The sequence below is a fragment of the Streptomyces sp. NPDC051909 genome (assembly GCF_040681095.1).
Lineage (GTDB): Bacteria > Actinomycetota > Actinomycetes > Streptomycetales > Streptomycetaceae > Streptomyces.
Window position 1 is genome coordinate 282,215 of record NZ_JBFAYA010000004.1, and the last position, 23,447, is coordinate 305,661.

General features: G+C 73.7%; 17 protein-coding genes. 5 read left to right on the plus strand and 12 right to left on the minus strand.

The window, feature by feature from the left end; genetic code table 11:
- Positions 1 to 5 precede the first annotated feature (5 nt).
- The 3 genes from AB0M18_RS08805 to AB0M18_RS08815 are packed head-to-tail and all read right to left on the minus strand — an operon-like array spanning position 6 to position 4,080.
- The gene (locus AB0M18_RS08805) at positions 6 to 1,208 is read right to left on the minus strand and encodes an FAD-dependent oxidoreductase (RefSeq protein WP_365756106.1); all 1,203 of its coding nucleotides are present in this window, start codon (positions 1,206 to 1,208) and stop codon (positions 6 to 8) included.
- Positions 1,205 to 2,626, minus strand: coding sequence for an FAD-dependent oxidoreductase (locus AB0M18_RS08810; protein WP_365756107.1), 1,422 nt, complete (start codon positions 2,624 to 2,626; stop codon positions 1,205 to 1,207). Before AB0M18_RS08810 ends, AB0M18_RS08805 begins: the two co-directional genes overlap by 4 nt.
- The gene (locus AB0M18_RS08815) at positions 2,623 to 4,080 is read right to left on the minus strand and encodes an FGGY family carbohydrate kinase (RefSeq protein ID WP_365756108.1); all 1,458 of its coding nucleotides are present in this window, start codon (positions 4,078 to 4,080) and stop codon (positions 2,623 to 2,625) included. The genes AB0M18_RS08810 and AB0M18_RS08815 overlap by 4 nt, the downstream gene beginning before the upstream one ends.
- Positions 4,081 to 4,408: 328 nt before the next feature.
- On the opposite strand from AB0M18_RS08815, the gene AB0M18_RS08820 reads away from it, so the two are divergent.
- Positions 4,409 to 5,404, plus strand: coding sequence for a hypothetical protein (locus tag AB0M18_RS08820; RefSeq protein WP_365756109.1), 996 nt, complete (start codon positions 4,409 to 4,411; stop codon positions 5,402 to 5,404).
- 107 nt (positions 5,405 to 5,511) lie between these two features.
- On the plus strand, positions 5,512 to 7,044 hold the full coding sequence (locus AB0M18_RS08825; protein ID WP_365756110.1) for an amino acid permease: 1,533 nt from the start codon (positions 5,512 to 5,514) through the stop codon (positions 7,042 to 7,044).
- 110 nt (positions 7,045 to 7,154) lie between these two features.
- On the opposite strand, the gene AB0M18_RS08830 is transcribed toward AB0M18_RS08825, so the two are convergent.
- A complete protein-coding gene (locus AB0M18_RS08830; protein WP_365756111.1) occupies positions 7,155 to 7,952 on the minus strand; it encodes a GntR family transcriptional regulator in 798 nt (265 codons plus the stop codon).
- Between the two features lie 232 nt (positions 7,953 to 8,184).
- On the opposite strand from AB0M18_RS08830, the gene AB0M18_RS08835 reads away from it, so the two are divergent.
- On the plus strand, positions 8,185 to 9,525 hold the full coding sequence (locus AB0M18_RS08835; protein ID WP_365756112.1) for a DUF2252 domain-containing protein: 1,341 nt from the start codon (positions 8,185 to 8,187) through the stop codon (positions 9,523 to 9,525).
- 36 nt (positions 9,526 to 9,561) lie between these two features.
- On the opposite strand, the gene AB0M18_RS08840 is transcribed toward AB0M18_RS08835, so the two are convergent.
- The 7 genes from AB0M18_RS08840 to AB0M18_RS08870 form a co-directional block, all read right to left on the minus strand.
- Positions 9,562 to 10,956, minus strand: coding sequence for an FAD-dependent monooxygenase (locus AB0M18_RS08840; protein ID WP_365756113.1), 1,395 nt, complete (start codon positions 10,954 to 10,956; stop codon positions 9,562 to 9,564).
- A 154-nt stretch (positions 10,957 to 11,110) separates the two neighbouring features.
- Positions 11,111 to 11,647 carry a helix-turn-helix transcriptional regulator gene (locus AB0M18_RS08845; protein WP_365756114.1) on the minus strand — a complete coding sequence of 179 codons (537 nt, stop codon included), beginning with the start codon at positions 11,645 to 11,647 and terminating at the stop codon, positions 11,111 to 11,113.
- A gap of 43 nt (positions 11,648 to 11,690) precedes the next feature.
- A complete protein-coding gene (locus AB0M18_RS08850; protein WP_365756115.1) occupies positions 11,691 to 13,715 on the minus strand; it encodes an NADPH-dependent 2,4-dienoyl-CoA reductase in 2,025 nt (674 codons plus the stop codon).
- 150 nt (positions 13,716 to 13,865) lie between these two features.
- Positions 13,866 to 14,273 carry a PTS fructose transporter subunit IIA gene (locus AB0M18_RS08855; RefSeq protein ID WP_365756116.1) on the minus strand — a complete coding sequence of 136 codons (408 nt, stop codon included), beginning with the start codon at positions 14,271 to 14,273 and terminating at the stop codon, positions 13,866 to 13,868.
- Positions 14,270 to 14,911 carry a dihydroxyacetone kinase subunit DhaL gene (dhaL, locus tag AB0M18_RS08860; RefSeq protein WP_365756241.1) on the minus strand — a complete coding sequence of 214 codons (642 nt, stop codon included), beginning with the start codon at positions 14,909 to 14,911 and terminating at the stop codon, positions 14,270 to 14,272. The genes AB0M18_RS08855 and dhaL overlap by 4 nt, the downstream gene beginning before the upstream one ends.
- Positions 14,912 to 14,951: 40 nt before the next feature.
- Entirely contained in the window at positions 14,952 to 15,944 is a 993-nt protein-coding gene (gene dhaK, locus AB0M18_RS08865) for a dihydroxyacetone kinase subunit DhaK (RefSeq protein WP_365756117.1), read from the minus strand.
- A gap of 387 nt (positions 15,945 to 16,331) precedes the next feature.
- Positions 16,332 to 17,369, minus strand: a complete 1,038-nt coding sequence (locus AB0M18_RS08870; protein ID WP_365756242.1) for a PP2C family protein-serine/threonine phosphatase — start codon at positions 17,367 to 17,369, stop codon at positions 16,332 to 16,334.
- Between the two features lie 411 nt (positions 17,370 to 17,780).
- Here AB0M18_RS08870 and AB0M18_RS08875 point away from each other — a divergent pair, with 411 nt between their 5' ends.
- Entirely contained in the window at positions 17,781 to 20,285 is a 2,505-nt protein-coding gene (locus AB0M18_RS08875; RefSeq protein WP_365756118.1) for a polysaccharide lyase 8 family protein, read from the plus strand.
- Here the strand turns inward: AB0M18_RS08875 and AB0M18_RS08880 are convergent.
- A complete protein-coding gene (locus AB0M18_RS08880) occupies positions 20,167 to 20,616 on the minus strand; it encodes an AMP-binding protein (protein ID WP_365756119.1) in 450 nt (149 codons plus the stop codon). The two genes, AB0M18_RS08875 and AB0M18_RS08880, sit on opposite strands and share 119 nt — an antisense overlap.
- A 326-nt stretch (positions 20,617 to 20,942) precedes the next feature.
- Between AB0M18_RS08880 and ppsA the strand changes: the two genes are divergently transcribed.
- The gene (ppsA, locus tag AB0M18_RS08885) at positions 20,943 to 23,390 is read left to right on the plus strand and encodes a phosphoenolpyruvate synthase (RefSeq protein WP_365756243.1); all 2,448 of its coding nucleotides are present in this window, start codon (positions 20,943 to 20,945) and stop codon (positions 23,388 to 23,390) included.
- The last annotated feature ends 57 nt before the right edge of the window (positions 23,391 to 23,447 follow it).

Consider the following 23,447-nt stretch of genomic DNA (forward strand, 5'->3'; position numbering starts at 1 on the left):
AGAGGCTACGGCGTCAGCGTCAGCGTCAGCGTCACCGGACCGCCCGCCCGGTCCGCGTCCGGTGCCCACACCGCCGGGTGCCGGAGCGAGCGGTGCGGTTCGAGGAGGGCCGGGAGCCGGCGCTCGTGGAGCAGGCGCCCGTCCTGGCGGACCGTCAGAACAGGCTGTGCAAGCCGCGCTTCCGGGCGCAGCAGCAGAGTGGGGGCGGGGGCCGCGGGGCGGAGGCGGCTAGGGGTCAGCCAGCGCAGCGCGCCCTCGGGCCGCAGCGCGAGGCCCGGCTGCGGCCAGGGCGCGCCCGCCAGGTGGGCGAGGACCGCGTCGGCCACCGCACGGCCCTCCGCCGCCGCCACCGTGCCCGGCTCCACACCGCGCAGCAGATTGCCCGCCGCGAACACCCCGGGAACGGCGGTGCGCAGCGCGCCGTCGACCGACGGACCCCGGGTCGCCGGGTCGAGCGACACCCCGCCCGCTCGGGCGAGTTCGTGGTCCGGCAGCCAGTCTCCGGTGAACACCACGGTGTCGCAGCGCAGCAGTGCGGTGCGTCCGTCGGCGCCCCGCACCAGGACCCCCGACAGGCGGCCCCGGCCGACGAGTTCGAGCACGGTCGCGCCGCGCAGCACCGGGCCGGGCAGCCACGGCCCGTACGGCCGGTCGGCGACGACCGCGGCCACCGGCACCCTGGCCCGGCGCAGGGTGCGCACCGCGTGCCGGGCGATCGGGTCGGAGCCGACGACGACCGCACGACGCCCGATCCGCTCCCGCCGTAGCCCGAACAGCTCGACGGACTGCTGGAGTTCGCCGGTGCTGAGCACCCCGGCGGGGCGCGAGCCGGGTACGAGCCGGGCGCTGCGCGGCCGCTCACGCGCGCCGGTGGCGAGGACCACGGCCCGCGCGGTGACCTCCTCGGGGCCGGTGGGCGCGGTGACCTCCAGGGTGAGCGGTCCGGCCCAGCCGGTCGCGCCGACGCCGGTACGGAGCACGGCTCCGGCCCGCTCCGCCGCGCGCACCGCCCGGCGGGAGAACGCGGGCCCGGTCAGCCCGTCGAAGCCGCCGCGCGCGCAGTGCCGCGGCACCCCGCCCGCCGCCCGCTCCCGCTCCAGGACCTCCACCCGGCCCGCGCCGGCCGCCGCGAGCCGCGCCGCAGCGGCCAGGCCGGCCGGGCCCGCGCCCACGATCAGCACGTCGACCGAACGGTTCACCGAGGTCACCGCACACCCTCCTCGAAGAGCGCCCGCACCGTCGCCCCGCAGGAGAAGCCCTGGCAGCGCCCGGCCCGTGCCCGGGTCCTGCGCCGCAGCCCGTCCAGGGAGGCGGGTGGCACGGTGGAGGCGAGCGCGTCGCGGATCTCGCCCAGGGTGACCCGCTCGCAGTGGCAGACGAGCGTGCCGTAGGCCGGATCGCGGGCGATGAGTCCGGCGTCGCGGTACGGGCGGGGGAGGGCCTCGCCGAGGTTCGGCATCCGCACCGGGGCGAGCGGCCGCTCCGGGCCGAGCTCCAGGCCCGCGTCGGCGAGCAGACCGACCGTGTGGCGGCCGAGGGCGAGCGAGGCGGTGAGTCCGGTGGAGCGGATGCCGCCCACGGTCACGTACCGCAGCTCGGGGTGGGCGGCGATCCGGTAGTCCTCGGCGCCGGTCGCCGCCCGCAGCCCCGCGTACACGGCGGTGACCTCCTCGTTCAGGAGCGCGGGCAGGATCCGCCCGCCCTGGGCCCGCAGGGCCGCGAGCCCCTCGGCGGTCGAGCCGGTCGCGGTCTTGTCGGGCAGGTCCTCGGCGGTCGGCCCGAGCAGCACGTTGCCGTACACCGTCGGCGCGATCAGCACCCCCTTGCCGAGGGGGCCCGGCACCGGCAGCAGGATGTGCCGGACCAGCGGGCGGGCGAACTTGTCGAAGACGAGGAGCTGGCCGCGCCGCGGGGTGACCGTGAAGTCCTCGCGCCCGAGCAGCGCGTCGAAGACGTCCGCGTACAGGCCGCAGGCGTTGACCAGGAAGCGGGTGCGCAGCACCCCGCGCCGGGTGACGAGCCGGTGCGGGGCGCCGCCGTCACCGGTGCGCACCTTCTCCACCGGGCAGTTGAGGTGCAGGTCGACCCCGGAGCGCACGGCCTGGGTGACGTAGGCGAGCGGAGTGGTCCACGGGCAGACGATCGACTCGCCCGGCACGTCGAGCGCGCCGAGCGCACCAGAGCCCAAGTGCGGTTCGCGGGCGTAGAGTTCGGTGGCCGTGAGCGGCCGGGTGCGGTGATGCCCGTTCCGTACGGCCTTGGCGGCGAGCTCGGGCAGGGTCGCCAGCTGCTGCTCGTCCCAGGCGACGAGCAGGGCGCCCACGGGCTCGACCGGGATGCCGGTCTCGTCGGCGTACGCGGCGAGCAACTGCCCGCCCTCGCGCACCAGTCGGCCTTCGAGGGAGCCGGGCACGGCGTCGAAACCGGTGTGCAGGATCGCGGTGTTGGCCTTCGAGCTGCCCTCGCCGATGTCCCCGCTCGCCTCCACGAGCGCCACCCGCAGGGAGTGGTGGGCCAGTTCACGGGCGATGGCGCAGCCGACGACACCCGCGCCGACCACGGTGACGTCGTACGCGCCGTTGGGCGCCGAGGTGTCCGGGAGCACCCCCCTTCTGGTGACGGTCATACGGCCGGGTTCCCGGCGCCGTCCCCGTCCGCGAGCAGTCGCGCCACGGCCGTGCGGAACCGGCCGAGGCGCTCGGCGGCCTCGTCGGCCGACGCCCGGGGCTCGTACACGGCGGACGGCTTCCAGTCGGGCACGGCCTCGTGGACGGCGAGGCCCGGGTCGTGGCCGAGCCGCGCGACCGCCGCGACCCCGAGGGCGGTGGCGTCGGGGAGCGCGGAGACCTCGACGGGGCGCTGGAGCAGATCGGCCTGGGTCTGCATGAGGAGGGCCGAGCGGGTCAGGCCGCCGTCGACCCGGAGCGCGGTGAGCGGTGCGCCGAGGTCGGCCGCGGCGGCCCCTGCGAGCTCGGTCACCTGGGCGGCGATGCCCTCGCACAGGGCGCGCACCAGGTGGCCGGGTCCGGTGTCGAGGCCGAGTCCGGTGACCGCGCCGCGGACGTCGCCGCGCCACCAGGGCGCGGCGAGGCCGGCCAGGGCGGGGACTAAGGTGACGCCGCCCGCGTCGGGGACGGCGCCGCCGACCGGGTCGAGCTCCTCGGGGCCGGCGATCACGCCGAGGTCGGTGAGCCAGCGCACGGCGGACGCGGCGGTGTAGACCTGCCCGTCCAGGCAGTACGCGGTGCGGCCGGCCAGCCGCCAGGCGACGCAGGCGACCAGGCCGGTGTCGCTGCGGCGCGGCGCGGGCCCGGTCTGGGCGAGCAGGAAGGCCCCGGTGCCGTAGGTGCACTTGGCGCTGCCGGGGGCGGTGACGTCCTGGGCGAGCAGCGCGGCCTGCTGGTCGACGAGCAGCCCGGTGAGGGGGAGCGGCGGCCCGAAGGCGGTGGTGGTGCCGACCGGGGTGTCGGCGTCCACGACCCGGGGCAGCCGCTCGCCGCCGAGGCCGTACGCGTCGAGCGCCGTGTCCGACCAGGCGAGGGTGTCCAGATCGAGCAGTCCGGTGCGGCCCGCGGTGGCCGCGTCGGTGACGAAGGCGCCCGTGAGCCGGTGTACCAGCCACGCGTCGCTCGTCGTGACCACCCCCGCGCCGGTCAGGTGGCGGCGGATCCAGGCCATCTTCGGGGCGGCGAAGTAGGGATCGACCGGCAGACCGGTGATCCGTGTCAACTCGCTTGCGTTCGCGTGGAGGTCGGAGCAGATGTCGGCGGCTCTGCGGTCCTGCCAGACGAGTGCGTCGGTGAGCGGCGTGCCGGTCGCGGGATCCCAGGCGAGTACGGTCTCGCCCTGGTTCGCCAGGCCCACGGCGACGACCGGTTCACCGGCCTCGGCGAGGGCGGCCCGGCCGGCCGCGACCACGGAGTCGTACAGCTCACCGGGGTCGACCTCGACCCGTCCGCCGGGCAGGGCGCGCGGGTGGACGGGGGCGAAGCCGGTGCCGAGCACCCCGCGCCCGGGATGGACGACGAGGGCCTTGGTGCCCGACGTGCCCTGGTCGACGGCGAGTACCGGGCCCGTCATGTGTGCGACTCCCTGCCGGTCATGGGTTCCTGGAGTTCCTTGATCGCGTTCCTGAGCGTGGAACCGGTCAGCCTGTCGGTGCGGGAGCCCCGCGTCAAGGCTTCCGGATGGAAGCCGTCAGGTCCGGACCTACTGCTGACCGCAAGTCAAATTCGGTCGCTGGCTTGATACTTGCGATCACGGAGAAAAATGGATCGGTCACGTCCGGCTACCTCTATAGTGATCGCCGATCAACGGCCGGGTCGGCCGGGACGCCCCCGGGGACTGACCACCCCCTCCGCCCACCGCACCGAGGAATCATGTCGCCCACCCCCCGCCCCGCCTTCTGATGGCCGCGCAAGGCTTCCGGCCCGTCTACCATCCGGCGGGCCACGACCATGCCCTGCGCGGCGCCGTCCAGGAGCTGCGCACCGGGCGCTGGGTGGCGATGGCCCGATTACTCGACGAGACCTCCGGCTGGTCCGGCTGGACCCGGCGCACCCAGGTCCTCGCCGCCGTGGCCGCGGGCACCGACGTCGTCGAGGCCTGGCGGGTCGAGCAGCCCGACTCCGCCGTCGCCGGCGTCATGCACGCGCGCGTGTCCGTCGAACGCGCCGTCCGCGCCCACCGCACCGCCCACCCCCGCACCCGCGAACTCTGGCAGGAGGCCTGGACCGCCTGCCTGGAGGCCGCCGACCGCGCCCCCGCCGACCCGGTGCCCTGGGTGTGCCGGCTCGCCCTCTCCGTACTCGACGCACAGCAGCGCATGGAGGAGCACCGCGCCGCGCCGCCCGCGCCGATGCTGCCCTCCGGCCCCTGGGGCCTGCTCGCCGAGGCCGAGAAGCGCGACCCGTACAACCGCGAGGCGCACCACCGGATGCTCCAGTTCGTCTACGCGCGCCGCCCCGGACCGCTCTCCGAGGCCGTCAACTACGCCCAGTGGGCGTCATCGACGGCACCCGTCGGCTCCGCCCTGCACGCCCTTCCGCTGTACGTCAGGGTCGAGCGCTACCGCCGCGAGCGCGGCCATGAGCGCGCCCTCGACCTGCACTGGGTCGCCGAGGACGCGGTGCGCGACGCGGACCGGGCGATGGACGCCTGGTTCCTGTTCTGCGCCACCGACGAGGCCAGCCTGCTCGACCTCTGCCACCTGGCGCACGGCCTGTACGGCGCGCTCAAGTTCGCCGACGCGGCCCGGGTGTTCGAGGCCCTCGGCCCGTACTGGACCCCCCAGCCCTGGGCGTACCGCACGGACCGCCCCGACGAGCGCGGCCTCGCCGAGGAGGTCTTCCTGCGGGCCCGGGCGCGCTGCCTCGGCGGCCCGGGGGCCCGCGGCGGACCCTGACCGTCCGCGTGCCCCTTCCCGCGCGCCCCGAGGCGCCGCGCACCTCGAGCCCGCCGCGCCCAGCCCCCGTACGGCACGGTCCGTCCCCCCTTCCCCCGGAGGAACGCATGTCACGCACCGCTCCCACCGACGCGATACGCAAGCCGCCACCGGCCGCGCGGGACGAGGAGGCCCGGCTCAGGGAGCTGGGCTACCAGCCCGTCCTCGCCCGCCGGATGGGCGGCTTCGGCAACTTCGCCATCAGCTTCTCGGTCATCTCCATCCTGTCCGGCTGCATGACCCTGTACGGCTTCGGCCTGAGCACCGGCGGCCCCGCCGTCATGCTCTGGGGCTGGGCCGGCGTCGGTCTGTTCGTGCTCTGCGTCGGCCTCGCGCTCGCCGAGGTCACCAGCGCCTACCCGACCTCCGGCGCGCTCTACTACATGGCCGACCGACTCGGCGGGCGCCGCTGGGGCTGGTACACCGGCTGGCTGAATCTGCTCGGTCTGCTGGGCGCCATCGCCGGCATCGACTACGGCGCCGCACTGTTCACCGGAGCCTTCCTCAACCTCCAGTGGGGCTTCGAGCCGACGCCCGAGTCGACCTTCCTGATCTTCCTGGTGATCCTGCTGGTGCACGCCGTGCTCAACCTCAACGGCGTCCGCGTGGTCAGTCTGCTCAACTCGATCAGCGTGTGGTGGCACCTCGCCGGGGTCGCCCTGATCGTCGGCGCGCTGGCGATCGTCCCCGACCACCACCAGTCCGCGAAGTTCGTCTTCACCGAGTTCGTCAACGACACCGGCTGGGCCAACCCGCTGTACGTGGCCGCGATCGGCCTGCTGCTCGCCCAGTACACCTTCTCCGGATACGACGCCTCCGCCCACCTCTCGGAGGAGACCTCCAACGCCTCGGTGGCCGCCGCCAAGGGCATCGTCCGCTCCATCTGGGCGTCCTGGATCGCCGGCTTCGCGCTGCTCGCCGGACTCACCTTCGCCATCCAGGACTACGCGGGCACCCAGGGCACGGCCACCGGAGTCCCGCCGGCGCAGATCCTGCTCGACGCGCTCGGCGAGGGCGGCGCCAAGGCGCTGCTGCTCGTGGTGATCGTGGCCCAGCTCTTCTGCGGCAACGCCGAGGTCGCCGCCGCCAGCCGGATGGTCTTCGCGTTCAGCCGCGACAACGCCCTGCCGGGCTCCGAGATCTGGCGCCGCGTCAGCAGCCGTACCCACACGCCGGTTCCGGCCGTCTGGCTGTCGGTCCTGGCCGCAGCGGTCCTCGCGCTGCCCTCGCTCTCCTCGCCCACCGCCTACGGTGCCGTCACCGCCATCAACGTCATCGGCATCACCCCGGCCTATGCCATCCCGATCCTGCTGCGGCTGCGCGCGGGCCGGCGCTTCGTGCCCGGCCCGTGGAACCTGGGCCGCTGGAGCAGGCCGATCGGCTGGACCGCGGTGGTGTGGGTGGCCCTCGTGACCGTGCTCTTCTGCCTGCCGCAGAGTTCGCCGGTCACCTGGAAGACGATGAACTACTCGGTGATCGCGCTTGCCGTGGTGCTCGTCCTCGCCACCGTCTGGTGGTACGCCGCCCGTCGCTCGTACGGCACGCCGCAGTCCTACGGCAGCGCCCGCGAGGAGGCGGAGGTCGCCGAGGGCATCGTCTGACGGAGCGGCCCGCACGGGACCGGAGCGGCCCGCACCGGACCGGCCCGGTACACGTCCGTGCGCCGGGCGAAGCGTCCGGGACGGAGGCGGCGGCGGGGTGGAGCCCGGGCTCAGCCGCCGAACTCGTAGGTCCAGGCACCCGTCCGGGCCGCGAACTCGATGTCCGTGACCTCCAGGGCGTGCCCGTGCTGATCGCTCACCACCCGGTGGACGGACAGCCGGGCCGCGCCCGTCTGGTGCGTCCGGTCCGGTGCCGCGTCCGGCGGGGCGACCGGCGGGGCGGCCGGGACGCCGACCGACTCCCGGTGGATGGTGCGCAGTCCCGCCTGCCGCATCCAGTGGTAGAGCAACCGCAGGTCGGGCTGCCCGCGCCGATCGTGGCACCCCCGGTACCGGGCGAGCTGGGGGATCTCCGCCAGTGCGGGCCGGGAGAACCACGTCACCGACTGCTGCACCGGCTCGCCGGCCGGGGCGAGCACGAGGTGGCGGTGGACCAGCGTCGGCTCGCCGGGCGCCAGACACAGGCGCACGGCGAGCGCCGCGGGCGGCGCCTCCCAGGAGAGCGCGGCGCGCACCAGGGCGTCGGCGGCCCGCGGACCGCCGGGGAAGGTGCGCCGGTGCGGGTCCCGGGCCGGGAGGCGCGGTTCGTGCGCGGTCTCGTGCGCCGGGTCGGCGGCGAAGGTGCCGCGCCGGTCGGTCACCACCAGCCGTTCGTCGCGCAGGAGTTGGAGCGCGCTGCGCACCGTCTGCCGGTTCACGTGGTAGCGGTGGGCCAGGAGGCGTTCGGAAGGCAGCCGGCTGCCGGGGGAGATGCGGCCCTTGCTGAGGTCGTCCCGCAGTGCGCGGGCGACCCGGAGGTAGAGCGGAAGCGTCGCGCTCGACCGGTGCTCGGGAACGGGCTCGGCCATGTCTCGACCCTCTCTGTCATGCATCGTTCAGCCATCGCTCGGCGTGATCGCCCGAGCCGTGTGGGTGATCATTCCTATCATTGGTCTAAACCATTCGGGAAGTGCGGTCGGCGAGAGTGGCCGAAACGAGCACCGGGCCGTGTAATGGATCGCACCGGTCGGGGAACCCACCGGCGGCAGCGGAGCATGCGGCGGCAGCGCGGCACGGCGGCGGGAAGGCGGGTGAGGTCGGATGGCGACACCGTCCGAGCGGGCTGAGATGGGCAAGGCCGCCCGCAAGCGGGTGCCCCGCTCCTCGCACGGCCGCTGGATCCCCTCGTCCCAGCGCCCCGACGCGCTCACCGTCCTGGAACGCGAGTCCGTGGACCGGATTCCCGAGTTCGTCCCGATCCGCTACGGCCGCATGGCCGTCTCGCCCTTCGCCTTCCTGCGCGGCGCCGCGGCTGTGATGGCCGCCGACCTCGCCGCCCAGCGGCACACCGGACTGACCGTCCAGCTGTGCGGCGACGCCCACCTGCTGAACTTCGGCGTCTACGCGTCACCCGAACGGACCCTTCTCTTCGACGTCAACGACTTCGACGAGACCCTGCCCGGACCCTTCGAGTGGGACGTGAAGAGACTCGCCGCCTCCGTCGCCGTCGCCGCCCTCCAGAACGGCACCAGCAAGGCCAAGGCGCACCGGGCCGCCCAGGTCGCAGCGGAGGCCTACCGGCAGGCCATGCGCCGCCTCGCCAAACTCGGCGAGCTCGACGTCTGGTACGAGCGGATCGCCGTCGACGACCTCGTCCCCCTGGTCCGCGGCGCCGACCGGACCCGGATGGAGAGCCGGATCGCCCGTGCCCGCGGCCGCACCAGCATGCAGGCGCTCGGCAAGCTCACCGCCCTGGACGACTCCGGCCGCCGGCACATCGTCGAGGACCCGCCGCTCCTGGAACGCGTCACCGACCTCGACCGGATCACCCTCGGCAAGATCTTCAGCGACTACCGCAGCTCCCTGTCCGAGGAACGCCGGCTGCTGCTCGACCGCTTCCACTTCGTCGACGCCGCCCGCAAGGTCGTCGGCGTCGGCAGCGTCGGCACCCGCTGCTTCATCCTCCTCCTGCAGGGCCGCGACGACAGCGACCCGCTCTTCCTCCAGATCAAGGAGGCCGGCGCCTCCGTACTGGAGGAGTACCTCGCCCCCAGCGCCTTCACCCACCACGGACGCCGGGTCGTCTGTGGTCAGCGTCTGACCCAGGCCGCCAGCGACATCTTCCTCGGCTGGATGACCGGCCCGGAACAACGCCACTTCTACTGGCGCCAGTTGCGCGACATGAAGGGCTCCGCCGAGGTCGAGACCATGTCCCCGTCCCTCCTGCGCGAGTACGCCCGCCTCTGCGGCCGCGCCCTCGCCCGCGCTCACGCCCGCTCCGGCGACCGCATAGCCATCGCCGCCTACCTCGGCACCTCCGACGTCTTCGACCGCGCCCTGGCCGACTTCGCCCTGCGCTACGCCGGCCAGAACGCCGACGACTACGCGGCCCTCAGCGCCGCCATCGCCTCCGGCGTGGTGACGGCGGCCCCGGGGGTCTGAAACGGTCCGAACCCCCGGAGCCGCCCCTCCTCGACCTCAGGCCTCCGTGCGCCGCATCGGCGGCCCCGCCGGAGTCGGCGGCACCGGGCCGAACAGCGCCGAGCGCAGGACCGGCGGTGCGAAGAGCACCGTCAGCGGGTCCGTCAGGGTCAGGGCCCTGCGGAAGGCCGCGCCGACCACCGGGTCGCCGGAGGCGCGCTGCTGGACCCGCTTCAGGTACCAGCCGGTCACCCGGTCCATCGCGCCGCTGCGGGCCGCGTCACCGGTGGCGCCCGGCATCTTCTTGTCGGCCCCCGCCGAGATGTCCCAGGCCTGCCGGGACGCGTCGAGGAGGGCCCGCTGGACCCGCCGCGTCGTCGGCGTCCGCCGCGGGTCCGCGAGGGCCTTGCGCAGGGCGACCGCGCTCATCGCGGCGACCGCCATGCCCTGCCCGTAGATCGGATTGAAGGAGCACAGCGCGTCGCCGGTCGCGAGGAAGCCGGCCGGGCGGCGGCCCGGACGGTCGTAGCGGCGGCGGATGTTGGCGGTCTTGCGGAAGCCGTAGACCGGGGTCAGCGGCTCCGCCTTGGCGATCCAGTCGCCGATCACGGGATGCGGCAGCCGACGGGCGTAGTCCTCGAACAGCGCCTCGTCCGTGGGCGGTTCGTCGCCGCGCAGGCCCGACAGGGTGACCACGTGCCGCCCGTCGCCCAGCGGCAGGATCACACCGCCGTACACCTGACCCGGGTGCGGCACGATGTAGTAGCCGAGCGCGTCGACCGAAGGATCCGGCTCCGGGGAACGGAAGATGCGCGTGCCGTACGCGAGCCCCGTGTCCAGGGTCTCCTCGTGCGGCGCCTCCGCGCCGATCCCCGCCAGCCAGTCCGCCGCACGGGTCGAGCGGCCCGAAGCGTCCACCACGAGGTCCGCCTCCAGCGGATACGGCTCCTTCGACGCGCCCGCACCGCGCTCGCGCAGCAGCACACCGCGCACCCGCTCCGCGTCGCCGAGCAGGCCCACCGCCTCGGTGCCCTCGATCCGCTCGATCCGGGGATCGGCGAACACCCGCTTGCGCACCAGCCATTCGAGCTGGTCGCGCGGACCGGCGAAGAAGTGCACCGAGGCCTCGGTCCGCGCGTACCACTGCCCGTTCTGCCACTGCACCATGTCCGCGGGCATCCCGACCTTCGGCGCGCCAAGGCCCGCCAGCTCGGCCATGAACCCGGGAAGGAGCTCGTCGAGCGCCTGCTGACCGCCCTCGATCAGCACATGGAGGTGCCGGCCCTGCGGCACCCCGGGCCGTGCGTCCGCCTGCTCCGGGAAACGGTCGCGCTCGACGACGGTGACCCGCTCGGCGTGCTCGCTCAGCACCCGCGCGGCCAGCAGACCCGCGAGACTTCCCCCGACGACCACCGCATGACGTGTCCTGCGAGGTCCCAACTCGTCGGTCATCCTCGCCCTTTCGCGTATGGAGATGTTGACCAGTCAGTATCCACCCCGGGCCGGGGGCGCGTCGCGGGCGGCACGGGGCGCACGGGGGCGTACCGGCCGGCCACGCGCAGGCCTCACAGGCCTCACAGGCCCCACGGGCCCCGCCGCGCCCCCGTCACTCCGCGGCGAGCTCGCCGATCGCGTGGCTCAGCCACTCCACCCAGAAGCGCTCCAGGTCGATTCCGCCGCGCAGCACCAGATGGCGCAGCCGGTCGGGCTCGCTCGCGCGGCGCTCCGGCGGGAAGTCGCGGGTCTCGATCTCCAGGTACTCGTCCAGCTGCCGCCGGTGCAGGGCGAGATGGCGCTCCAGTTCGGCCCGCAGCCCGGTGCCGCCGACCACCGCCGCGGCCCGCATCCGCAGCAGCAGCCCGGACCGCATCGGCTTGGGGTCCTCGGCGGTGTCCACCCAGGCCGCCAGCTCGGCGCGGCCCGCCGGCAGCACCTCGTACTCCTTCTTCTGCCCGCGCGCGGGCACCGGGGCGGGCAGGGCACGGATGTACCCCGCCTGCTCCAGCTTGCCGAGCTCGCGATAGATCTGCTGGTGCGTGGCCGACCAGAAGTAGCCGATGGACCGGTCGAAGCGGCGGGTCAGTTCGAGGCCGGAGGACGGCTTCTCGAGCAGCGCCGTCAGGATCGCGTGCGGGAGGGACATGGACGCATCCTAGGTTCGACCGGCCGGACGGCGGGGCGGGCGCCTACAGCGCCGCGGCGAGCCGCGTGCCCTGGTCGATGGCCCGCTTGGCGTCCAGCTCGGCGGCCACGTCCGCGCCGCCGATCAGATGCGCGGTGCGCCCGGCGGCGACCAGCTCCTCGTACAGGTCGCGGCGCGGCTCCTGCCCGGTGCACAGCACCACCGTGTCGACCGGCAGCAGCTGCCGCTCGCCGTCGATGGTGAGGTGCAGGCCCTCGTCGTCGATCCGGTCGTAGGCCACGCCCGCGACCATGGTGACGCCTCGGTGCTTCAGCTCGGTGCGGTGGATCCAGCCGGTGGTCTTGCCGAGGCCCGCGCCGACCTTGCTGGTCTTGCGCTGCAGCAGGTGCACCTGGCGCGGCGGCGCGGTGCGCTCGGGGGCGCGAAGGCCGCCCCGGGAGGCGTAGGAGGTGTCGACGCCCCACTGCTTGAAGTACGTCTCCGGGTCCTGGCTCGCGCCCTCGCCGCCGTCCGTGAGGAACTCGGCCACGTCGAAGCCGATGCCGCCGGCGCCGAGGATCGCGACCCGCTCGCCGACGTGGGCGCGGTCGCGCAGCACGTCCAGGTAGCCGACGACACTCGGGTGGTCGACGCCCTCGATCCCGGGCACGCGCGGGGAGACGCCGGTGGCGACGACCACCTCGTCGAAGCCGTCCAGGTCGGCCGCCGAGACGAAGGTGTTCAGGCGCACCTCGACCCCGCGCTCTTCGAGCTGGACGCGGTAGTAGCGCAGGGTCTCCTCGAACTCCTCCTTGCCCGGCACCTGCTTGGCGACGTTCAGCTGCCCGCCGATCTCGGCGGCGGCGTCGAACAGGGTGACCGTGTGACCGCGTCCGGCGGCCGAGACCGCGCAGGCCAGGCCCGCCGGGCCGGCGCCGACGACGGCGATCCGCTTCGCCAGGCGGGTGGGGGAGAGGACGAGCTCGGTCTCGTGGCAGGCCCGCGGGTTCACCAGGCAGGAGGTGATCTTCAGGCTGAAGGTGTGGTCCAGACAGGCCTGGTTGCAGCCGATGCAGGTGTTGATGGTCTCGGCGCGGTCCTCGGCGGCCTTGGCGACGAAGTCGGGGTCGGCGAGGAACGGGCGGGCCAGCGAGACCATGTCGGCGCGGCCGTCGGCGAGGATCTCCTCGGCCACCTCGGGGGTGTTGATGCGGTTGGAGGTCACCAGCGGCACCGACACCGCGCCCATCAGCCGCTTGGTCACCCAGGTGTAGGCGCCGCGCGGCACGGAGGTGGCGATGGTCGGGATGCGGGCCTCGTGCCAGCCGATGCCGGTGTTGATGATGGTGGCGCCCGCCGCCTCGATCTCCTTGGCGAGGGCGACCACCTCGTCGAGGGTGGAGCCGCCGGGGACCAGGTCGAGCATGGACAGGCGGTAGACGACGATGAAGTCGCTGCCGACGCGCTCGCGGATGCGGCGCACGATCTCCAGCGGGAAGCGGACCCGGTTCTCGTAGGAGCCGCCCCAGCGGTCGGTGCGCTGGTTGGTGGCGGAGGCGATGAACTCGTTGATCAGATAGCCCTCGGAGCCCATCACCTCGACGCCGTCGTAGCCGGCCTCCTTGGCGAGCTCGGCGCAGCGGGCGTAGTCCTCGACGGTCTGCTCGACCTCGGCCTCGGACAGCTCGTTCGGCACGAAGGGGCTGATCGGCGCCTTGAGGGGGCTCGGCGCGACCAGGTCCTGGTGGTAGGCGTACCGCCCGAAGTGCAGGATCTGCATCGCGATCCGGCCGCCCTCGGCATGCACGGCCTCGGTGATCACCCGGTGCTCGGCGACCTCCTCGGCGGTGGTCAGCTTGGCGCCGCCGTCCCAGGGCCGTCCGGCCTCGTTGGGCGCGATGCCGCCGGTGACGATCAGCCCGACCCCGCCGCGGGCGCGCTCGGCGTAGAAGGCGGCCATGCGCTCGAAGCCGTGCTCGGCCTCCTCGAGACCGACGTGCATGGATCCCATGAGCACCCGGTTGGGCAGGGTGGTGAACCCGAGGTCCAGCGGGCTCAGCAGATGCGGGTACGGGGTGTTCGGGGCCATCGGGGCGCCTCCTCGCGCGGGGTCGTCCCGACTGTTGTAGACGACGCGCCCGCGCTTGTGCAACAAGTTGCATAAGCGCGGGGCGGCGATGTGCGGGACGCCACAGCGGCGGGCCCCGCCCCTCCCCTGTCCTGCGGCTCCCGGGGGACCTCACTCCTTGCGGTACGCGTACGCCTCCGACGCCGCCGCCACGACCGCGTCCAGGTCGCCCCCGGCGCTCGCCGTCACCACCGCGGCCACCGCGCCCTCCACGAACGGCGCGTCCACCAGCCGCGCGCCCTCCGGGAGCTCGTCGCCCTCCGCGAGCAGCGCCTTCACGGTCAGGACCGCGCTGCCCAGGTCCACCAGAAGCGCCACCCCCGCGCCGCCGTCCACGGCCTTCGCCGCGTCCGTGATCAGCTCGGAGCTGGTGCCGAGGGTGCCGTCCGGGAGGCCGCCGGCCGGGCGGACCGGCGCCGTGTCCCCACCGCCCGCGAGCCCCCGCGCCAGCTCCGCCACCGACGCCGCCACGGCCGCGCTGTGCGAGACGAGGACGATCCCCACCCGGCCCGCCGTCATCCCGCCACCTCCGCGCTCTCCGCCGTTTCCGCGAGCGCCGCGAACAACAGCGCGGACGAGGTCGCCCCCGGGTCCTGGTGCCCGATCGACCGCTCACCCAGATAGCTCGCCCGGCCCTTGCGCGCCCGCAGCGGTACGGTGGCCAGCGCGCCGGCCTCCGCCGCCTCCCGGGCCGCCGCGAACGAGGTCCCCAGCGCCTCGGCCGCCGGCACCAGGGCGTCCAGCATCGTCTTGTCGCCCGGCCGCGCCCCGCCCAGCTGCGCCACCGCCGCCACGGCGGCCGTCAGCGCCTCGGCGAGCGTCGGCCGGGAGATCCGCTCGGCGTCTCCCAGGGCCTTGCCGGCGCGGCGCAGCAGCGTCCCGTACAACGGCCCGGACGCCCCGCCCACCGTGGAGATCAGCTGCCGCCCGGCGGCGACGAGGACCGCCCCCGGCGTCCCGGGCGGCTCCTTCTCCAGGGCCGTCCTCACCGCCGCGAACCCCCGCTTCATGTTGACCCCGTGATCGGCGTCGCCGATCGCCGAGTCCAGCTCGGTCAGGCGGTCCGCCTCCCGGTCCACGGCGCCCGCCGCGGCCGTCAGCCAGTCGCGGAAGAACTCCGCGCCGTAGGTCTCCCCGGACGTCTCCCCGCCCGGCATCTCGCCCGTCTCCCCGCCCGTCACCTCGGTCATGCTCCCCTCACCGTCCCCAGCGCAGCGCCGGCGTGCCGACCGGCGCGTCCCACAGCCGCAGCAGCTCCTCGTCCGCCTCGCACAGCGTCACCGAGCAGCCCGCCATGTCGAGCGAGGTCACATAGTTGCCGACCAGCGTCCTGGCGGTCGGCACCCCGCGCTCGCCGAGCACCCGCTGCACCTCCGCGTTGAACCCGTACAGCTCCAGGAGCGGCGTCGCCCCCATCCCGTTCACGAGCGCCAGAACCGGCCCCTGCGGCCGCAGGTCGTCCAGGACCGCGTCCACCGCGAAGTCCGCGATCTCCCGCGAGGTCATCATCGGCCGCCGCTCGCGACCCGGCTCCCCGTGGATGCCGACGCCCAACTCCAGCTCGCCCTCCGGCAGATCGAAGGTCGGCGAGCCCTTCGCCGGCGTCGTACAGGCGCTCAGCGCCACCCCGAAGCTGCGCGAGCGCTCGTTCACCCGGCGGGCGATCGCCTCCACCCGCTCCAGCGGCGCGCCCGCCTCCGCCGCCGCGCCCGCGATCTTCTCCACGAACAGGGTGGCGCCGGTGCCGCGCCGCCCGGCCGTGTAGAGGGAGTCGGTCACCGCCACGTCGTCGTCGACGAGCACCTTGGCCACCTGGATGCCCTCGTCCTCGGCGAGCTCCGCCGCCATCTCGAAGTTCAGCACGTCCCCGGTGTAGTTCTTGACGACGAACAGCACCCCGGCGCCGCTGTCCACCGCGGCCGCCGCCCGCACCATCTGGTCGGGCACCGGACTGGTGAACACCTCGCCCGGACAGGCCGCCGCGAGCATCCCCGGCCCCACGAACCCGGCGTGCAGCGGCTCGTGCCCCGAGCCGCCGCCGGACACCAGCGCCACCTGCCCGGCCACCGGCGCGTCGCGCCGCAGCACGACTCGGTTCTCCACGTCCACGGTCAGTTCGGGATGTGCGGCGGCGAAGCCGCGCAGCGCGTCGGCGACCACGGTCTCCGGAACATTGATCAACATCCTCAACGGTGTCTCCTCGGGAGGCTGGCAGATGGGCCCGTGAGCTGGGTTTTCGCAGGTCATCGCGGGTGTGCGTGATCGATGGCCTTGGCGTTCCACGGCGGTCGGCGGCGGAGTCTGCCGGTGCCGGTGCCGGTGCCGGTGCTGACTCGACGCCGACTTCGACGACGGGGCGTCAGGTAGTGGTCGGGGTCGGATAGGGGCGTCGACGGGTGATCTCTTCGGCAGTATCGACCTTGCGGTGGGGAAGTTCACGCAGATCTGACAGATACGCGCCCACGTGCGGGGGGGCACGCGGAGAAGCGAAGGGAGCAGGGGAGGGGCCGGCGCCCGGATGCCGCACAACGATGACGCTGCCGGTGGGCGTTGACCGTATGGTCGCGGTTCCGTGCCTCAGCGCTCACGCAGGCGTACGGCGAGGGCGGCGATGTCGTCGTCGAGACGCCCTCTGCTGTAGCGGAGGAGGTCGCGGTGCAGGGCCGTGAGCAGTTCGCGGGGCGGGGTCGGGGGCTGGTCGCGCATCCAGGCCGCCAGTGGGAAGAACTCGCCGTCCCGCGCGCGGGTCTCGGCGATCCCGTCGGTGTAGAGGAGCAGCAGGTCGCCGGGGGCGAAGTCATAGGTGTCGACGTTGTAGTGATCGCCGATCAGCTCGGCGAGGCTGAGCAGCGGCGACGGGGCGGCGGGCTCGAGGACGCGGAGCTTCCCCCGGTTCAGGAGCAACGGCGGGGGGTGTCCGCAGTTGAGGATGTCGATACGGCTGTCCTCGTGCGGGATCTCGACGAGCAGGGCGGTGGCGAAGCGCTCCATCGGCCCCTCGGGGGGAAAGGCGGCGTTGTAGCGGGTGCTGCCGGCGTCCAGCCGGCGCGCGACGTCGACCATGTCGGTCTCGACGTGGGCCGCCTCCCGGAAGGCGTTGACGATGGCCGCGGCCGCCCCCACCGCCGGCAGGCCCTTGCCCCGTACGTCACCGATGAGCAGCCTCAGTCCGTACGGCGTGTCGACCACCTCGTAGAAGTCCCCGCCGATGCGGGCCTCTGCCGCGGCCGCGAGGTACAGCGACTCGATCTCGATGTTCCGGAAGCGGCGCGGCAGGGGGCTCAGCACCACCTGCTGCGCCGCGTCGGCGACGAGTCGTACCTGGAAGAGGGTGCGTTCCCGCTGGAGCCGGACATGGCTTCCGTACGCGGCGGCCACGGTGACCGCGATGATGCCTGCGGCCGTCCACCACGTTCCCAGATCGGGGAAGACGAGACTGAGACCGATCATCAGAAGGAGGCAGACCGTGCCCAGCAGCACGGTGGGAAGGACGGGCCACATGGAGGCGGCCAGGGCCGGTGCCGCGGGCAGCAGACGGCTGAAGGCCATGTCCGGTGGAGTGGCGTAGGCCAGGCCGGCAATGGCGATGGTCAGGATGACCGGCGACAAGCGCACGATTCTTCCCGGGCCGGGGAGCCGGCGGAGCCGCAGCCGTCCAGACTCGATCACACCTCACAGAATATCCGCGGGGCGAGGGCGCGGCGCTCTGGCGAATCGGAGACGGCTGCCTGCCCCGGACGGTTCGCTGACCTGCGACGTCCCATGGGCGGTGCCGCGGCTGCCCCAGGATCTTCCGACACGGACGTGGGGGCATCGGTCTCACCCGGGCGGCGGCCGAGGCGCAGTCCTCGGCAGAGGCCTGCGGGCTCGCGCCGCCCGCCCCCTGGGGCCCTCGGTGACGGATCGTCAAATGATCGATGCGATCAAACGGTCGCAAGTCTTGAGCGTTCAATCGACAGGGTGCTAGAAAGCGCTTACTGGATCGTTTGGCGACCTTCTTCCGTCCTCCTGCCCACGGAGCGCCTCATGACGTCATCGTCCCCCCAGCCTCTCTTCTCGCCCTGTTCCCGTCGCGGCTTCCTGGCCGGTACCGCGGCGGCGAGCGCCGCTCTCGCCGCGGGGCTGTCCGCCGGCCCTGCCATCGCCGCGGCGGAGGAGCCCGTACCGGCCCTCGCCGCGGCGGAGGAGCCCGTACCGGCGGACGAGTTCGCACGACTGCGGGCGAGGTGGCGCACCTTGTACCTCGGTGGAGGCTTCAGCCCCACGGCCGAGCCCTTCCGGTCGAAGCTCGCCACCCTCGGCGCCCAGGCCGCGTCCTGGCAGCGCTCGATGTCCCCGGCAGCCGGATCGCTGTGGCCGGACGCGGTGTTCGCCGATCCCGAGCCCGACACGGACACGGAGTCGTACGGCTTCTCGGAGAAGATCCAGGCCAGCTACGACCGTATCCGGGTCCTCGCGGAGGCGTTCTGTCAGCCCGGCACCGGACTCACCGGCGACGATTCGCTCAAGTCGGCGATCCTGCTCGCCATCGACCACATGAGCAGCCAGGTCTACAACACGTCCCAGGCGCGCTACGGCAATTGGTACAACTGGCAGATCGGGGCACCACAGCGCCTGCTCGACATCTGTGTCCTCATGTACGAGCACCTCTCCGCGGACCGGATCGCGGCGGCGGTGCAGGCCGTCGACCACTTCGTGCCGGACTCCGTGGTCGCGAGCTACACGGGCACGAGCACCGGCGCGAACCGCGTCGACCTGTGCCGCGTGCTCGCGTTGCGGGGCATCCTCGACGGTGCGCCCGCCAAGATCGCCCTCGCCCGGGACGCGATCTCGCCGGTCTTCCCGTACGTGACGTCGGGCGACGGCCTCTACGAGGACGGCTCGCTGATCCAGCACACCTACGTGGCGTACACCGGCTCCTACGGCGCGGTCCTGATCGACGGGCTGAGCCGGCTGTTCGCCCTGCTCGGCGGATCCACCTGGGCGATCACCGACCCGAAGCGGCAGCTGTTCCTCGACTCGGTGGAGAAGGCGTACGCACCGTTCCTGCACGACGGCCTCATGATGGACAACGTGTCGGGTCGGGCCATCAGCCGCGGCGTCGCCGCGAGCGACCCGCTGAGGATCCAGCAGGACGACCACACGCGCGGCCACGGCGTGATCGCCTCGATCCTGCTGCTCGGCCTCGGCGCGAGCGCGGAGGAGAACACCCGCTGGCGCGCCCTGGCCAAGGGATGGCTCACGCGGGACCACTACGGCGACGTCACGTCGGGGCGCACGCTGGGCGTGGCCGCGCTCTCCCGGGTCACGGCCCTTCTCGACGAGGCCGGCGTCAAGGCGTCCGCCGAGCCGACGGGTCATCGGATGTTCCCCGCAATGGCCCGATCCGCCCACCGGACCGGCCTGTTCACCGCCTCCGTCTCGCTGGCGTCGAAGGCGATCACGTACTACGAGAACGGCAACGGCGAGAACGTCCGTGCCTGGCACACGGGTTCAGGGATGCTGTACTGGTGGGCCGACGGGGACGGTGCGGGCGGCGGCCAGTACAGCGACGGCTACTGGCCGACGGTCGATCCGTACCGGTTGCCCGGAACGACCGCGTCGCGCAAGCCGCTCGCCGACGGCGAGGGCGGCATCTGGGGCGCGGCCAGGCCCGACACCACCTGGGTCGGCGGTGCGACCGACGGCACCTACGGGACGGTCGCCCAGGACCTGCGCGGACTGGCGTCCACGATGCGGGCGAAGAAGTCGTGGTTCTTCCTCGACGACGCGGTGGTGTGCCTGGGTGCCGGCATCACGAGCACGGACGGATTCGGCGTGGAGACGGTCTTCGACAACCGCAGCCTCGGCCGTGACGGCGCGGCGGAGCTGCGGATCGACGGCCGCGGTCAGCCGGCCGGCCTCCCGTCGAGCGCTGTGTTCCCGGACGCCCGCTGGGCGCACCTGGCAGGCCACGGCGGTTATGTCTTCCCAGGTGGCACGTCGCTCACCGCGGTACGCGAGGAGCGTACGGGGACATGGAAGGCGATCAACGGAGGCGGCTCCACGGACCCGGTCACCCGCCGGTACGTGACGCTGCTCGCCGAACACGGAACGGACCCGGCCGACGCCTCGTACGCCTACGTCCTGATGCCGGGGGCGAGCGAGGCGCGGACCGCGGCACGGGCCGCGGACTCCGACTGGCTCGACATCATCGCCAACTCCGTTGCGCGGCAGGCCGTTCGGGTCCCCTCGCTCGGCTTCACCGGAAGCACGTTCTGGGAACCCGGCACCGCGGGAAAGGTCACCGTGGACGCACCGCTGAGCGTGCAGATCCGCGAGCGACGCGACGGCACCGCCACCGTGTGCGTCAGTGATCCGAACCGGACGGTGAAGGGATGCACCGTCACGTGGCGGCGGCCGGTGAAGGCCGTCACCACGAAGCCGTCGACGGTGACGAGCGCGGAGACGGGGCGCGAGCTGAAGCTCGTCTTCGGCGATCTGCGCGGTGCCGGGGGCGCGACGCAGAAGGTGACCGTCCGGCTCGTGTGAGGATCGAGCGACCGGCCGGGCCGGGCAGCGGCCGGGCCCGGCCGAAGGCGTGGAACAGCGGCAGGCAGCCGAGCACCACGTCCTCGGCGGTGAGGCGGAACAGCGACCGTACGGCGATCTCGGAATTGCGGGCGAGAATGGTGTGGGTCAGCTCGGCGCCCTTGGGCAGGCCGGTGGTGCCGGAGGTGGAGAGGATGACGGCGGTGTCCTCGTCGCCACCGAGGGCGGCCGGGGCGGGCTCGGGGTGGTCGGCGAGCAGTCCGGTGAGCGAGCCGGCCGCGATCGGGACGACGGCGACCTCCATGGCGGCGGCGTCGGGTTCGAACCTCACCGCGCAGCAGTGGGGCGCCAGGGACCGTCGGCACCCCGCACGGGGCCGACCGGGCCCGGCCGCGCACGGACCGCTCGGCCCCTTCCGATTGATCCCCTCGGCACTGGGCCGGCGCCCTTGCCGGCGGGAGGGTGGGAGGACGACACCCTCGGACCGAGGTCCGGACCCCGGAGAGGTGAGGACGATGCAGCACATCCGGATCAGCCGCCGGCCCCAGCCGCGCCGTCGGCCCGGCCCCCTCGACCTGCGGACGCCGTCCGGCCGCCCGCTCCCGTACTGAGCCCTCGGCCCGAGCCGTGGAGGACATCGTGAGCGCCATCAGGGACCTGGAGTCCAGGGTCGTGCCGTTCACCGTGCTCGGCCGTAAGGATGTCGGCCGGGTCGGTGGCAAGAACGCCTCGCTCGGCGAGCTGACCACCCGGCTCACCGCCGCCGGCCTCCGTGTCCCGCCCGGATTCGCCACCACGGCGGAGGCGTACGAGGAACTCCTCGGCGCCGGTGACCTGCGTGAACGCGTCGCGGCCCAGATCGACCGCCTGCACGAGGGCGCCCGGCTCGACGAGGTCGGGGCCGCCATCCGCTCGCTGTTCCTCACCCGGCCGCTGCCCGCGCCGCTGCGGGACGCCGTGCTCACCGCGTACGAGAAGCTCGCCGAGCGGACCGGCATCCCGAAGCCCGAGGTGGCCGTGCGCAGCAGTGCCACCGCCGAGGACCTGCCGGAGGCCAGTTTCGCCGGCCAGCAGGAGACGTACCTCAACGTCCGCGGCGGCGAACAGCTCCTGGACGCGTGCCGGCGCTGCTACGCCTCGCTCTTCACCGACCGGGCCATCGACTACCGCGAGCGCATGGGCTACGACCACCTCGCCGTCGCCCTCTCCGTCGGTGTCCAGCTCATGGTCCGCTCCGACCTGGCCGGCGCCGGCGTCGCCTTCACCCTCGACCCCGAGAGCGGCTTCCCGGAGGTCGTCGTGGTCAGCGCGGCCTGGGGCCTGGGGGAGACCGTCGTCAGCGGGCAGGTCGACCCCGACGAGTACACGGTCTTCAAACCGAGCCTGAAGGACCCGGCGCTCGACCCCGTGATCGACGTACGGATCGGAGCCAAGCGCCTGAAGACCGTGTACGCCGACAGCGGCCTCACCCGCACCGTCGACACCCCCGACGGCGAACGCGGCCGGCGGGTGCTCGACGACGACGAGGTCCGCACCCTCGCCCGGTGGGCCGTGGCCGTCGAGGAGCACTACGGCTGCCCCATGGACCTCGAATGGGCCAAGGACGGGCGCACCGGCGAACTGTGGATCGTCCAGGCCCGCCCCGAGACCGTGCAGTCCCGCCGCCGCGCCACGACCCTGCGCCGCTGCCGCCTGACCGCCACCCCCGTGCCCCCGCCCCTCGTCGAGGGGATCGCCGTGGGCGAGGCGATCGGCCGCGGACCCGTCGTCGCCCTCGACACGCCGGTCGACCTCGACCGCTTCCCGCAGGGCGGCGTCCTCGTCACCACCGTCACCGACCCCGACTGGGAACCGGTGATGAAGCGGGCGTCCGCGATCGTCACCGACCACGGCGGCCGCACGTCGCACGCCGCCATCGTCAGCCGTGAACTCGGCGTCCCCGCCGTCGTCGGCACCGGCGACGGCACGCGTCTCCTGCGCGACGGCGCGCCCGTCACCGTCTCGTGCGCCGAGGGCGAGCACGGCAGGGTCTTCGAGGGTCTGCTGCCGTACGAGGAGACCGAGACGGACCTCGCGGACCTGCCCGCCACCCGGACGCACGTCATGCTCAACCTGGCCGATCCGTCGGCCGCGTTCCGCTGGTGGCGGCTGCCCGCCGACGGCGTCGGGCTCGCCCGGCTCGAGTTCATCGTCGCCCACCAGGTGAAGGTCCACCCGATGGCGCTGCTGCACCCGGAACGGCTCGACCCCCACGACCGGCGGCTCGTCGACCGGCTCACCGAGGGTTACCCGGACCCGGGGCGGTACTTCGTCGACCGGCTCGCCCAGGGCATCGCCAGGATCGCCGCCTCCCGCTGGCCCGCCCCCGTCATCGTGCGCACCAGCGACTTCAAGACCAACGAGTACGCCAAGCTCCTCGGCGGGCGCCCCTTCGAACCCGACGAGGCCAACCCGATGATCGGCTGGCGCGGCGCGAGCCGGTACTACAGCCCGGGCTACCGCGAGGGATTCGCCCTCGAATGCCGGGCGCTGCGCCGGGTCCGCGACGAGATGGGCCTGACCAACGTCGTCGTCATGATCCCGTTCTGCCGCACCCTCGGCGAGGCCGACCGGGTGCTCGGCGTGATGGCCGAGGAGGGGCTCGTCCGCGGCGAGAACGGGCTTCGTGTCTACGTCATGGCCGAGATACCGGCCAACATCATCCTGGCCGAGGAGTTCGCGGAACGCTTCGACGGCTTCTCCATCGGTAGCAACGACCTCACCCAGCTCACCCTCGGCGTCGACCGCGACTCCGAGGCCCTGGCCCATGTCTTCGACGAGCGGGACCCCGCCGTCGTCCGCAGCATCGCCCTGCTCGCCGCGCGCGCCCACGCCGTCGACCGCCCGGTGGGCCTGTGCGGCCAGCGGCCCAGCGACGACCCCGGCTTCACCGCGCTCCTCGTCCGCGCCCGGCTCGACTCCATCTCGGTCGCGCCGGACAGCTTCGCGACGGTCAAGCAGCATGTGGCCCGCGCGGAGGCCGCTGAGGAGGGTGACGCGGGGGAATCGGGCGCCGCGGGCGAACCGGACGGCGCGCGCGGCGGTGACGGGCGGGGAGCGCCGTGACCACGCCCCTCGGCAGGACGGGCGGACCGGCACAGGGCGGACCGGTACGGGGCGGAC

Excerpts from the sequence above, each read along its gene's own strand:
- AB0M18_RS08875 (WP_365756118.1), top strand. The coding sequence starts at position 17,781 with ATGACGTCATCGTCCCCCCAGCCTCTCTTCTCGCCCTGTTCCCGTCGC.
- AB0M18_RS08845 (WP_365756114.1), bottom strand. The coding sequence starts at position 11,647 with ATGTCCCTCCCGCACGCGATCCTGACGGCGCTGCTCGAGAAGCCGTCC.
- AB0M18_RS08825 (WP_365756110.1), top strand. The coding sequence starts at position 5,512 with ATGTCACGCACCGCTCCCACCGACGCGATACGCAAGCCGCCACCGGCC.
- AB0M18_RS08810 (WP_365756107.1), bottom strand. The coding sequence starts at position 2,626 with ATGACCGTCACCAGAAGGGGGGTGCTCCCGGACACCTCGGCGCCCAAC.
- dhaL (WP_365756241.1), bottom strand. The coding sequence starts at position 14,911 with ATGCCGGGCGGGGAGACGTCCGGGGAGACCTACGGCGCGGAGTTCTTC.
- AB0M18_RS08850 (WP_365756115.1), bottom strand. The coding sequence starts at position 13,715 with ATGGCCCCGAACACCCCGTACCCGCATCTGCTGAGCCCGCTGGACCTC.
- AB0M18_RS08840 (WP_365756113.1), bottom strand. The coding sequence starts at position 10,956 with ATGACCGACGAGTTGGGACCTCGCAGGACACGTCATGCGGTGGTCGTC.
- AB0M18_RS08835 (WP_365756112.1), top strand. The coding sequence starts at position 8,185 with ATGGCGACACCGTCCGAGCGGGCTGAGATGGGCAAGGCCGCCCGCAAG.
- AB0M18_RS08820 (WP_365756109.1), top strand. The coding sequence starts at position 4,409 with ATGGCCGCGCAAGGCTTCCGGCCCGTCTACCATCCGGCGGGCCACGAC.
- AB0M18_RS08815 (WP_365756108.1), bottom strand. The coding sequence starts at position 4,080 with ATGACGGGCCCGGTACTCGCCGTCGACCAGGGCACGTCGGGCACCAAG.
- AB0M18_RS08830 (WP_365756111.1), bottom strand. The coding sequence starts at position 7,952 with ATGGCCGAGCCCGTTCCCGAGCACCGGTCGAGCGCGACGCTTCCGCTC.
- AB0M18_RS08855 (WP_365756116.1), bottom strand. The coding sequence starts at position 14,273 with ATGACGGCGGGCCGGGTGGGGATCGTCCTCGTCTCGCACAGCGCGGCC.